Genomic DNA, 12,319 nt, shown 5'->3' with positions numbered 1-12,319 from the left:
AAAACCCCGAAGGCTATTCAAAACCGGTTATTCGGCAGACTGATGCACAACCGACACTTCGCCGGAAACGATCCGCGCGATCAGCGCGCAATCCTCCAGGTCAAAGGTCAGCGGCAGGCGCATGTCCACAAGCCCGCGCAGGATGCGATCTGTCTCCGGCATGGGCGCGCTTGGCGCATAACGCCAGCTGTCGTATCGCGACGTGAATCCGGCCGGCTCGGCGCCGCCGAACCACTTCAGCTCGACCCCGCGCGCCGCGCAGCGCCGCAAGACCTCGCCCACCCGCGCCTCGCGCCAGCCCGACAACAGGAACTGGATGGACGACCCGACAAAACCCTCTGCCTCGGGCCGCTCGATGAGCGTCAGACCGGGCGTGCCGCGCAGCCCGTCCTCCACCACCCGGTAACGCGCGTTCCACGCCGCCACCTGATCGGACAGATTGCGCAGTTGCGGGCGCAGGATCGCGGCGCGCAGATTGTCCATTCGCCCCGAGACATTCGGCGTGTCGTATTTTACCCGCTCGAACACCTCCGCTCCCGGCGCCGCCAGATGCCTGTCAAAAAGCATGTAGGATCCCGACAGGATCACCGCCCGCGCCATCACTTCGGCGTCATCGGTGATCAGAAACCCGCCTTCGCCGGAATTCACATGCTTGTAGGTTTGCGTCGAATAACAGGCCACACGCCCGTGCCGCCCCGACGGCACGCCGGCCCACGCGCCGCCCATCGTGTGCGCGCAATCCTCGATCACTGTCAGCCCACGCGCCGCGCACAGCGCCATCAGCGCGTCCATATCCACGATATGCCCGCGCATATGGCTCAGCATCAGCACATCGGCCTGATCCGCCTTGGCGGCCAGATCGTCCAGATCGATCACCAGCCCCCCGGTCACGCCCACAAAAACCGGCACCGCGCCGACACTGGCAATCGCGCCGGGCACCGGGGCCAGCGTGAAAGCATTGGTCAGCACCCTGTCGCCCGGCGCGACCCCGACAGCGCGCAACGCACAGCCCATCGCATACCCGCCCGAGGCCACCGCCAGGCAATACTTCGCCCCGGTCATCGCGGCGAATTCCTGCTCCAGCAGCGCCGCCTCGCCGGTTTCTCCGGGACCAACATTATAGCGATGCAACCGCCCTGACCGCATCACGGCCACAGCCGCATCTATCGCCTCTGGCGGAATCGGTTCCTGCTGCGTGAAATTGCCGGTGAACACCTCTCTCATGCGCGCCTCGCCACCTGTGTTGTCCTGCTCCAGCCTTACGCCAGCCCGCCCGCCGCCGCAATCGCCGCGCCGCGCGCCAATCGGCCCGTATCATCGGAAATGCGACATCAAAACGTCGCCCCCCGCCCATTTCGCGCCGCGCCGGTTGCTAGGCTGGCCCCGTTGCCACAAGGAATTTCCCATGCCCCCGGCGCTTGCATTCATCCACGGCCTGTCCTGGTCCGACATCCCCGCCCCGGTCCGCGCACAGGCGGAACTCAGCCTGCTCGACCTGATCGGCGTTGCCGCCGGCGGGCTGGGCACACGGCTGTCCCGGATCATCCGCGGCCATGCCCATGCCGAATTCGGCGGCACGCTGCCCATGCTGTTTGACGGGCGTACGGCTTCGGCCTCGGGCGCGGCCCTGGCGGCAGGCATGACAATCGATGCGCTGGACGGTCACGACGGCTTCAACCCGGCCAAGGGCCATATCGGCGCTCCGCTTTTCCCCGCCGCGCTGATGCTGGGCCACGCAGCGGGCGTATCCGGGCGCGATTTCCTCACATCCATCGTTCTGGGCTATGAATTTGGCGCGCGCGCCGCCATGGCGCAACACGCCACCGTGCCCGACTATCACACATCGGGCAGCTGGGGCGCCGTCACCGCCGCCGCCGCCGGCGCACGCCTGAGGAACCTGCCCGCCGAAACCACCCGACACGCGCTCGGCATCGCCGAATATCACGGCCCCCGCAGCCAGATGATGCGCTGTATCGACACCCCGACAATGGTCAAGGACGGCTCCGGCTGGGGCGCCATGACCGGCGTTTCGGCGGTGAACCTCGCCCTGGCCGGCTTCACCGGCGCCCCCGCACTCACCGTGGAACAGGCACCTGCGTTCTGGGCCGATCTCGGCACGCGCTGGTACATGCTCGAACAATATTACAAACCCTACCCGGTCTGCCGCTGGGCACAGGCCCCGATCGAAGCCGCCCTGCATCTGCGCCGCACCCACGACCTGACCGCCGAGGCGATCACCCATATCGAAATTCACACGTTCCACGAATCCGTGCGCCTCGCCATGCCCACGCCCGACAGCACCGAAGCCGCGCAATACTCCACGTCATTTCCCGTCGCCATCGCTCTGGCCCGTGGCGCGATCACACCCAACGACATCTGCGACAACGCGGTGCACGACACCGACATCCTGAACCTTGCCAGCAAAATCACCATGGTCGAAAACGATCACGCCAACCGGCAGTTTCCGCTGAAACGCCTTGCCCGCGTCATCATCCACACCGGCCGGGCGCGGTTCGAAAGCGATTGGCACGAACCCCGCTGGGACCACACCGCCCCGCCATCGCCATCCGAACTGCGCGCGAAATATCACGCCCTGGCCGATCCGGTTCTGGGGCGCGATCACGCCAGCCGCATCGAAGAAAGCCTGTCAGGGCTTGATGAGAGGCCCCTGTCCCACCTCTCGGATCAGCTGTTGCGCCCGATCAAGGCCTGAACAAGGTCCGGCAGGTCGGCAAAATCCTCCAACAACGCCTCGGGCGCCAACGCCGCCATGTCCTCGCCACCCGGCCCGAACGTGACCAGAACCGAAGGCACGCCCGCCGCCCGCGCGGTATTGCGGTCGGTGTCGCTGTCGCCGATCAACACAGTCATCGCCGGATCGCCGCCCAGCCGCCGCACGGTTTCTCTCAGCGGCGCCGGGTCCGGCTTGCGCACCGGCAAGGTATCCGCCCCGACCAGCGCGCCAAACAGGTCAAGCGCGCCAAGCTCCCGCAACAGCTTTTGCGCCAGCACCTCGGGCTTGTTGGTGCATATCCCCAAACCATAACCCCGCGACGCCAGCGTCCGGATCGCGTCCAGCGCCCCGGGATAAAACACCGTGTGTTCCGAAATCGCCGCGCCATAGGCATCCAGCAGCACCGGATAATAGCGATCCACCATGCCCGGATCCATGCGCCCCAACCGGGTCAGCCCCTCTGTCAGCATCCGGCGCCCGCCGCGCAACGCCACGCCCGCGTCACCCGACACATCAAGAATGTCGCCAAACCCCATGTCACGAAAGCAATGATTGGCCGCCGCGATCAGATCGCCGCTGGTATCGGCCAGCGTTCCGTCAAGATCGAATACCACTGTCCGCATGGTCCGGCCCCGCCTCCATATGCGCGCCTTTTCGCCTTCGCTGTTACAGCGCGCAATCAGTTTTGATTGCCCCCGGCCTTGCGCCCTTGCCGCAACCGGATAAAACGGGCGCCAACAAATTACAAAGAGAAAACGCCCATGAGCACCGCACTTGTCATCCTGGCCGCAGGCAAAGGGACCAGGATGAACTCCGACCAGCCCAAGGTTCTGCACCAGATCGCCAACGCGCCCATGCTGGTGCACGCCATGCAGGCCGGGTCCGCGCTTGATCCCGAACGCACGGTTGTCGTGGCCGGACACGGGTTCGACGCGGTGCGCGATGCCGTGGCACAATACGATCCCGCCGCCACCGTCGTGTTGCAGGCCGAACAGAACGGCACCGCCCACGCGGTGAATGCCGCCCGCACGGCCCTGGCCGGCTTTGAAGGGGACGTTATCGTGCTCTTTGGCGACACCCCTTTCGTCAGTGCCGAAACCCTGCACAGGATGGTCGCGGCGCGGGCGGGCAACGCGGTTGTGGTGCTGGGTTTCCAGGCCGCCGATCCTGGCAGGTACGGACGGCTTTTGATGCGGGGGGACAGCCTTGAGCGGATCGTCGAATACGCCGATGCAACACCTGAGGAACGCACCGTATCATTCTGTAATTCCGGTGTTATGCTGGCAAGCAGCGCGCAGCTGTTTGATTTGATCGACGCGGTGAAACCGCAAAACGCCCAGGCCGAGTATTACCTTACGGATATCGTTGGCATCGCCCGCGCACGCGGCCTTTCCGTCACCGCCGTATCCTGCGACGAGACGGAAACGCTGGGCATCAATTCGCGTGCTCACCTTGCCCGGGCCGAGGCCGTTTTCCAGGCCCGCGCCCGCGACGACCTGCTTGATCTCGGGGTCACGCTGCAACAGCCCGAAACCGTCATGCTGTCGTTTGATACCGTGATCGGCCGCGACACCGTTATCGAACCGAACGTGTATTTCGGCCCCGGCGTCACCGTTGAAAGCGGCGCCCATATCCGCGCCTTTTCCCATCTCGAAGGCTGCCATGTGGCGCGCGGCAGCATCGTTGGCCCCTACGCGCGGCTCCGCCCCGGCACTGAACTGTCCGAAGACACCCGTATCGGCAACTTTGTCGAGATCAAGAACGCCACAATTGGTCAGGGCAGCAAGGTCAACCACCTGTCCTATGTCGGCGATGCCACCGTGGGCGAGGCCTCCAATATCGGCGCCGGAACCATCACCTGCAATTACGACGGCGTCATGAAACACCACACCGTGATTGGCAACAACACCTTCATCGGCTCCAACACCATGCTGGTGGCCCCGGTCTCGGTGGGCGACAATGCCATGACGGGATCCGGGTCCGTCATCACCAAAGACGTGCCTGACGCCGCTCTGGCGCTGGCGCGGGCGGATCAGGTGAACAAACCGGGCCTGGCGGTTAAATTGTTCGAATTGTTAAAGATCAAAAAGAAAAAGCGCGGCGAGGTGAGCTGAAATGTGCGGAATTGTTGGGGTGCTTGGAGACCACGAGGCAGCGCCGATCCTTGTCGAGGCGCTTAAGCGGTTGGAATATCGCGGTTATGACAGCGCCGGAATCGCCACCGTTCATGACGGCATTCTCGACCGGCGCCGCGCTGTGGGAAAACTGGTGAACCTGTCCGACCTTCTCGTGCATGACTCGCTGCGCGGCAAGGCGGGCATCGGTCATACCCGCTGGGCCACGCACGGTGCCCCGACGGTTGTCAACGCCCACCCGCATCAGGCCGGTCCGGTGGCCGTCGTGCACAATGGCATCATCGAGAATTTCCGCGATCTGCGCCAAGAGGTGGCGGCGGCAGGCATGTCCTTTGTCACCGAGACCGATACGGAAACCGTGGCGCTGCTGACCCAGATTTACATGGAGGCGGGGCTGGGGCCCGTCGCGGCCGCCCGCAAGACCCTGTCCCGTCTTGAAGGCGCCTTTGCGCTGGCCTTTCTGTTTCAGGGAGAAGACGATCTGATCTTTGCCGCCCGCAAGGGTTCGCCCCTGGCAATCGGCCACGGGGACGGCGAGATGTACGTCGGCTCCGACGCCATCGCGCTCGCGCCGCTGACTGATCGCATCACCTATCTGGACGAGGGCGACAGCGCCGTCCTGACGCGTACCAGCCTGGAAATTCGCAACGCGGACGGGGACCTGGCCAATCGGCCGCTGAAACAGATTCAGCTGGATCAGGCCCGTATCGACAAGGGCGGGCACAAGCATTTCATGGCCAAGGAAATCGCCGAACAGCCCACCGTGATTGGCGAAGCGATCGACCACTATCTGTCCAGGGACGGCGCGCGCGTCGTGCTGCCCGAACCGGGGCTGGATTTTGCAAAGATCGACCGGCTGACGATGGTGGCCTGCGGCACCGCCTATTACGCCTGTGTCACAGCCAAATACTGGTTCGAACAGGTGGCGGGCATTCCCGTGGATGTCGATATCGCCAGCGAATTCCGCTACCGCGAACCGCCGATCCCTGCGCGCACCGCCGCGCTTTTTGTGTCCCAGTCTGGCGAAACCGCCGACACGCTTGCCGCCCTGCGGTATTGCCAGGGCAAGGCCGCCGGGATCGTGTCGGTCGTCAACGTGCCCGAAAGCTCGATCGCCCGCGAAAGCGATCTGGCCCTGCCCATTCTTGCCGGAACCGAGATTGGCGTTGCCTCGACCAAGGCGTTCACCTGCCAGTTGACCGTGCTGTTGATGCTGGCGCTCAAGGCGGCATCGGATCGGGGTGTGCTTGAAGACGCCGCGCTGGCCGATCGCCTGTCGGCCCTGCGCGCCTTGCCGGGCGTTCTGAACGTCGCTCTGGAACGCGAGACCGAGATCGCAGAGGTCGCCGCCAGGCTGGCCGAGGCCCGCGACATTCTTTTCCTGGGGCGTGGCCTGATGTATCCTCTGGCGCTTGAAGGCGCTCTAAAATTAAAGGAAATCAGCTATATACATGCCGAAGCTTATGCATCAGGCGAACTCAAGCACGGACCGATTGCGCTGATTGACAAGTCCGTGCCGATTGTGGTTCTGGCGCCGCGCGACGCCCTGTTCGACAAGTCGGTGTCCAATATGCAGGAGGTCATGGCGCGCAATGGCAAGGTGCTGCTGATCACCGATGCGGCGGGCGCCAAAGAGGGCGGTGAGGGCGCCTGGCAGATCATCCGTCTGCCCGCAACCGATCCGATCCTGACCCCTATTCTCTACGCGCTGCCCGCGCAACTGCTGGCCTATCACACCGCCATCGCCAAGGGCACGGATGTGGACCAGCCCCGCAACCTGGCGAAATCGGTCACGGTGGAATAGGTGAGCGACGCGCCCCAAACCCCGGAAATGGCCCTCGACCAGTTGCGCGCGCTTGCCGAACCGGGCCGTGCCGAACAGATGTCCGCCTATCACAAGCAATCCCGCCCGGTGATCGGCATTCCAAACACCGCGATCAACGATCTCACCAAATCCTGGCGTCAGACGCTTGATGTCGATGCGCGCGTGGCGCTGGCCGGCGCGCTTTGGCAAACCGATATTTTCGAGGCCCGCATCGCGGCCGCAAAGCTCCTGACCCAGGCCCGGCTGCGCCCGGACAGCCCCGCCTGGGCTCTGATCCAAAGCTGGGTGCCCGATTTTGACAGCTGGGCCATCGCCGATCACGCCTGTATGGCCGGGCAAAAACGGCTCTCTGCCGATCCGGCCCGCATCGCCGATATCGCGCCGTGGGCCACGTCCACCCATATGTGGACACGCCGGGCCGCGCTGGTGATCACCCTGCCCTTTGCCAAACAGAATTTCCCGAAACCGCACGAACTTGCGGTTCGCGATCAGGTGCTGGGATGGGCCGCCGCGTATGTAAACGAGCCGGACTGGTTCATTCAGAAGGCCGTGGCATGGTGGCTGCGCGACCTGTCCAAGCACGATCCCGCCCGCACCCGCGCCTTTCTGGACGCGCATGGCACCCGCATGAAGACTTTCGCGCGAAAAGAGGCCGCCAAATACCTGAACTGAAACGCATCTGGCGTTACCTTGCGATCACCTGCACCTCGGCAAGCTCTGTCAGCGGTAGCCCCAGCGCCTGCATCGCCTGCAATGACATGCGGCTTCCCGCGCTGTTTTCCCCATCGATCGGGATCAATGTCACCTCTGCGCGCCTGCCCTGCCAGATCACGTCGCCCTGACGCGAGCCCGCCACAAGCGGCGTTTTCAGCCACATCCCCGGCTCGGACGCGCTTCCCAATGACACCACCGTCATGCCCAGCGGCCCGGCGGGCGCGCCCGACCGGTCGCCCCTGGTCACGTCCTCCGGGGGATCGGGGCGCGGCACGGGGCGCAGCTCACCATCCGGCACGCGCGCGGCACCGGCATCCGCCTTGCCCCAACGCGGCATCTTGAGGTCCACCGCACCACATCCTGTCAACCCGGCACACAAGGCCAGCACAACCACCTGTTTCATGACACCGATACTGCACCCGATTGTGAGCCTCTACAACCTTCGCCGCACTTGCCCCGGCGGCCAATCGCCTCTACCAAGTTGGGTATGACAACACCTTTGATCGATCCTTTTCAGCGCGCCGTGAATTACCTTCGGGTATCGGTGACTGACCGCTGCGATTTCCGCTGTGTCTATTGCATGGCCGAAAACATGACCTTTCTGCCAAAGAAAGAGCTTCTGACACTCGAAGAGCTGGATCGCATGTGTTCCACTTTCATCCGGCTGGGTGTGCGGAAACTGCGTATCACCGGGGGCGAACCACTGGTGCGGCGCGACATCATGACCTTTTTCCGGGCCATGAAGCGCCATCTGGACAGCGGCGAACTCCGGGAACTGACGCTCACCACCAACGGCTCGCAGCTCGAACGCTTCGCCACAGAGCTTTACGATTGCGGCGTGCGGCGCGTGAATATCTCGCTCGACACGATTGACGAAACCAAGTTTGCCGAGATCACCCGCTGGGGCCGGCTGCCCCAGGTCATGCGCGGCATCGACGCCGCGCAACAGGCCGGTCTGCGGATCAAGATCAACGCCGTCGCTCTCAAGGGCTTTAACGAGGATGAATTGTTCACCCTGGCGGATTGGTGCGCCAGCCGCGACATGGACATGACCTGGATCGAAGTCATGCCGATGGGCGATCTGGGCAATGAAGACCGGCTTGATCAATACTGGTCGCTCAACGACCTGCGTGCACGCCTTGCCGAACGCTATACGCTGACCGATCTCGCCGAACGCACCGGCGGCCCCGCGCGCTATGTGCGGATCGAGGAAACCGGCCAGAAGATCGGCTTCATCACGCCCCTGACCCACAATTTCTGCGAAAGTTGCAACCGCGTGCGCCTGACCTGCACAGGCCAGCTTTTCATGTGCCTGGGACAGGAAGACATGGCCGACCTGCGCGCGCCCCTGCGTGCCAGCCCCGAAGGCGAAGGCGCGCTGGAAGAGGCGATCCGCGCCGCCATCCGGCTCAAGCCCAAGGGCCATGACTTTGATTATTCCCGCCAGGCCGTGGATGGGCAAATGTCGCGCCACATGAGCCATACCGGCGGTTAAAGCGTTCCGCCAGAAACCTGAATCACTGGATCTTGGCGGCGCGCGCGACAGGCTGACATCCTGCGCGGCGGCCCACCTTGTCCCGTCCTCAGGTGCAAGGCGGGACGCTTCAGGCTCCGGCCCGGTCCCGGATCACTTCGCTGATGTCGGCCCCTGCCGCCATGAACAGCACGTTGCCGATCGGCCGATCGGCAGGATTGCGCGCCATTGCCGCCTCAATCTCTTCCGGTCCCAGCCGACGCGATGTCTCTTCGATCAGCCAGGCCTGATATCCGGCATCGAACATCATCCCGAACGTGGCGCGATAATTCGCGTTTTCCACCAGCACACCATCCCGATTCGTCGTGCTTGGTACGATTTCGATCAGCCAACTCACCCGCCCGGGCGCGGCCAACAGCGCCGTCGCGCCGCTTAGCGCCTCGTATTCGAACCCTTCCACATCCATCACCACCAATGTCTGCCCGTCACTTACAGGCACCACCGCATCCAGCGGCACAACCGGGGTTTTCTGGCTCAACGAGGCCGGCTTCTTGCTGTTTGCGGTCAACGTGCCGCCGGAAAACACGCCGGTGATCTCGGCAATGCCAGGGGCCGGCCCGGCGGCGGAATGGATCAGGATCGCGTCATCTTCAAACCCGTTGTGCTGAAGATTGTCCATCAACATGCGAAAATTGGCGTCCACAGGCTCCAGCGCGATCACCGGCACACCGCGGCTGCGCGCCAGGCAGGCATAGAACCCGTAATGTGCGCCCACATTCACAAACCGGTCGACACGGCCCAGCAAGGTTTCGATCAGCGCCCTTTCGTGGCGCTCCCAATCGTCGGTGTACTGCACCGATATGCCACGATACTCAAAGCCATGGCTGGTTTTGCGAAACGGCGCCCGCAGGCGCCGTTTTTCAATACGGCGGTTGTTCCACACCGTCAGTCTTTCAACAATTCCGTCCGACGGCATCGGCACTTACCTCACGTGTTCCCTTGAAATGGGCCTAGCTGTTCGGCCCGGACCGGTCAATAGGTCCGGGTCTTGCGCATTGCCACAGGGGATCAGGCCGCGGGCATCCGTCTTTCCACGATCTCGGCCCACCAGCTGCACCCGGCCGGAATGGCATCGTCGTTGAAATTGTATTCCGGGTGATGCACCATCGCCGTGTCGCCATTGCCGACAAGGATATAGGCGCCGGGGCGTTCCTCCAGCATAAAGGCAAAATCCTCGCCCCCCATCACCAGCGGCGCGTCATCGCATTGCCCGCTGACCGAGCGGGCCACCTCGGCGGCGAACTGCGTCTGCTCCTCGCTGTTCACCATCACCGGATAGCCACGGTGATACTTGATATCCGCCGTGCCGCCAAAGGTGGCGCCGACCCCGGTGCAGATCTCCTTGATCCGCTTTTCGGCCAGATCGCGCATCGTGTTGGACATGGTGCGCACGGTGCCTTTCAGATGCACGGTCTGCGGGATCACGTTGAACGCGTTGGACGAGGTTTCGAACGACGTCACCGACACCACGATCTGGTCCACCGGGTCGGCGTTGCGGCTGGTGATCGTTTGCAAGGCCATCACCGCCTGGGCGGCCATCACCGTGGTATCCACGGTCTCATGCGGCTTGGCGGCGTGGCCGCCCTTGCCCTCGAACACGATGTCGAACTGATCGGTGGCCGCAAAAAACGCGCCCGGACGAATGGCGAAACTGCCCGTTGGCTTGCCCGGCCAGTTATGCATCCCATAGACCTCCTGAATGCCCCAGCGGTCCATCATGCCGTCGTCGCACATCTCCTTGCCGCCGCCGCCGCCTTCTTCGGCGGGCTGAAAGATCACCACGACCGTGCCGTCAAAATTGCGGGTCTCCGACAGGTACCTGGCCGCGCCAAGCAACATCGCCGTATGTCCGTCATGGCCGCAGGCATGCATCGCGCCCGGCGTCTTGGACGCATAGCCCAGCCCCGTTGCCTCATGAATCGGCAGCGCATCCATGTCGGCGCGCAGCCCGATCACCTTGCCCGATCCGCTTTCCTTGCCCCTGATCACGCCAACAACCCCGGTGCGGCCAATCCCCGTGACAACCTCGTCACAGCCAAATTCCTTCAGCTTTTCGGCCACCAGCGCGCTGGTGCGATGGGTTTCGAACAGGATCTCGGGATGTTCATGGATATCCCGGCGCCATTCGGTAATCTCGGCCTGCAATTCGGCAAATCGGTTCTTTACGGGCATGTCTGTTCGCTCCTTGGTGGTATGTCAGCCCAACGGCATCCGCCGCTCGACCAGTTCCGCGAACCAGCTACACCCGGCCGGAATCGCGTCGTCGTCAAATTGGTATTGTGGATGGTGGCACATCATCGTGTCGCCATTGCCCAGAAAGATATAGGCGCCGGGGCGCTCTTCAAGCATAAACGAAAAATCCTCGGCCGGCATGATCGGATCGACATCGTCAATCACATTGGCCGCCCCCGCCACGGCCCGCGCCGCGTCCAGGGCATATCCGGTCTGGGTCTCGTGGTTGACGGTCGGCGGATAACCGTCCTCCCACGTCATTTCGGCGCGCGCGCCAAAAGCCGCCGCCGTGCCCTCGGCCACCTCGCGAATGCGGCGCCGGGCCAGCGCCCGGTTTTGCCCGTCCAAGGTGCGCACAGTGCCCTTCATCCGCACCTGATGGGCAATCACGTTTGAGGCCACACTGTCGGTTTCAAACGTCCCCACCGTCACCACAACGCGATGGATCGGATCCACCGAGCGCGCCACAACCGACTGCAAGGAAACAACAATCTGCGCCGCCACCAATGTCGTATCCACCGCCTCATGCGGCGCCGCCGCATGGCCGCCCTTGCCCGTCACCGTGATCTCGAACTCATCCGCCGACGCCAGCAACGGCCCCGGGCGAATGGCGAACTGCCCCACCGGCAGACCGGGCGTGTTGTGCAACCCGTAAACCTCCTGAATCCCCCAGCGATCCATCAGCCCATCGTCACACATCGCCTTGCCACCGGCGCCGCCCTCTTCGGCGGGTTGAAAGATCAGCACCGCCGTACCATCAAAGTTGCGGGTCTCGGTCAGGTATTGCGCCGCCCCAAGCAGGATCGCCGTATGCCCGTCATGGCCGCAGGCATGCATCTTGCCGTCGGTGCGGCTGGCATAGTCCAGCCCCGTCGCCTCGTGGATCGGCAGCGCGTCCATATCCGCGCGCAGCCCGATCACCCGCCCCTGCGTGTCCTGCCGACCCTTGATCACCGCCACAATGCCCGATCGCCCGATGCCCGGCGTGATCTCGTCCACACCGATCGCACGCAGCCGCTCCTGCACAAAGGCGGTTGTCTCCGGCAGGTCATACATCAGCTCGGGAATTTCGTGCAGATGCCGCCGCCACCCGGTAATCTCCTGATGTATCTCGGAAAAACTGTTCTTTACGGGCATGTCACCCC

General features: G+C 63.8%; 11 protein-coding genes. 5 read left to right on the top strand and 6 right to left on the bottom strand.

Features of this window, described 5'->3' with window-relative positions:
* Nucleotides 1-27: 27 nt before the first annotated feature.
* Nucleotides 28-1,224, bottom strand: coding sequence for a DegT/DnrJ/EryC1/StrS family aminotransferase (locus I3253_RS00640; RefSeq protein WP_197915690.1), 1,197 nt, complete (start codon nucleotides 1,222-1,224; stop codon nucleotides 28-30).
* A 181-nt stretch (nucleotides 1,225-1,405) separates the two neighbouring features.
* Here I3253_RS00640 and I3253_RS00635 point away from each other — a divergent pair, with 181 nt between their 5' ends.
* Nucleotides 1,406-2,713, top strand: coding sequence for an MmgE/PrpD family protein (locus I3253_RS00635; protein WP_197915689.1), 1,308 nt, complete (start codon nucleotides 1,406-1,408; stop codon nucleotides 2,711-2,713).
* Here I3253_RS00635 and I3253_RS00630 read toward each other — a convergent pair.
* Nucleotides 2,686-3,357 (bottom strand): HAD-IA family hydrolase, encoded by a 672-nt coding sequence (locus I3253_RS00630; RefSeq protein ID WP_197915688.1) that lies wholly within the window; start codon nucleotides 3,355-3,357, stop codon nucleotides 2,686-2,688. The two genes, I3253_RS00635 and I3253_RS00630, sit on opposite strands and share 28 nt — an antisense overlap.
* A gap of 138 nt (nucleotides 3,358-3,495) precedes the next feature.
* On the opposite strand from I3253_RS00630, the gene glmU reads away from it, so the two are divergent.
* From glmU to I3253_RS00615, 3 genes are read left to right on the top strand one after another with little or no spacing between them, the layout of a single operon-like run.
* Nucleotides 3,496-4,848, top strand: a complete 1,353-nt coding sequence (gene glmU, locus I3253_RS00625; protein ID WP_197915687.1) for a bifunctional UDP-N-acetylglucosamine diphosphorylase/glucosamine-1-phosphate N-acetyltransferase GlmU — start codon at nucleotides 3,496-3,498, stop codon at nucleotides 4,846-4,848.
* 1 nt (nucleotide 4,849) lies between these two features.
* Nucleotides 4,850-6,673 carry a glutamine--fructose-6-phosphate transaminase (isomerizing) gene (gene glmS, locus I3253_RS00620; RefSeq protein ID WP_197915686.1) on the top strand — a complete coding sequence of 608 codons (1,824 nt, stop codon included), beginning with the start codon at nucleotides 4,850-4,852 and terminating at the stop codon, nucleotides 6,671-6,673.
* Between the two features lie 27 nt (nucleotides 6,674-6,700).
* On the top strand, nucleotides 6,701-7,366 hold the full coding sequence (locus I3253_RS00615; protein WP_197916148.1) for a DNA alkylation repair protein: 666 nt from the start codon (nucleotides 6,701-6,703) through the stop codon (nucleotides 7,364-7,366).
* 13 nt (nucleotides 7,367-7,379) lie between these two features.
* Here I3253_RS00615 and I3253_RS00610 read toward each other — a convergent pair whose 3' ends face one another.
* Complete coding sequence (locus tag I3253_RS00610) at nucleotides 7,380-7,811, bottom strand: hypothetical protein (RefSeq protein ID WP_197915685.1); 432 nt, start codon at nucleotides 7,809-7,811, stop codon at nucleotides 7,380-7,382.
* A gap of 84 nt (nucleotides 7,812-7,895) precedes the next feature.
* Here I3253_RS00610 and moaA point away from each other — a divergent pair, with 84 nt between their 5' ends.
* A complete protein-coding gene (moaA, locus tag I3253_RS00605) occupies nucleotides 7,896-8,903 on the top strand; it encodes a GTP 3',8-cyclase MoaA (RefSeq protein ID WP_197915684.1) in 1,008 nt (335 codons plus the stop codon).
* Between the two features lie 109 nt (nucleotides 8,904-9,012).
* Here the strand turns inward: moaA and I3253_RS00600 are convergent, their stop codons facing one another.
* From I3253_RS00600 to I3253_RS00590, 3 genes are all read right to left on the bottom strand, one after another.
* Complete coding sequence (locus I3253_RS00600) at nucleotides 9,013-9,858, bottom strand: FkbM family methyltransferase (protein WP_197915683.1); 846 nt, start codon at nucleotides 9,856-9,858, stop codon at nucleotides 9,013-9,015.
* A gap of 92 nt (nucleotides 9,859-9,950) precedes the next feature.
* The gene (locus I3253_RS00595) at nucleotides 9,951-11,114 is read right to left on the bottom strand and encodes a M20 aminoacylase family protein (protein WP_197915682.1); all 1,164 of its coding nucleotides are present in this window, start codon (nucleotides 11,112-11,114) and stop codon (nucleotides 9,951-9,953) included.
* A gap of 24 nt (nucleotides 11,115-11,138) precedes the next feature.
* Nucleotides 11,139-12,311, bottom strand: coding sequence for a M20 aminoacylase family protein (locus tag I3253_RS00590; RefSeq protein ID WP_197915681.1), 1,173 nt, complete (start codon nucleotides 12,309-12,311; stop codon nucleotides 11,139-11,141).
* Nucleotides 12,312-12,319 lie beyond the last annotated feature (8 nt).

The organism is Thiosulfatihalobacter marinus (genome assembly GCF_016019955.1).
In the GTDB taxonomy this organism is placed as follows: Bacteria; Pseudomonadota; Alphaproteobacteria; order Rhodobacterales; family Rhodobacteraceae; genus Shimia; species Shimia marinus_A.
The sequence above is the reverse complement of the archived record's forward strand: the minus strand, read 5'-3'. Positions and strand labels throughout refer to the sequence as shown.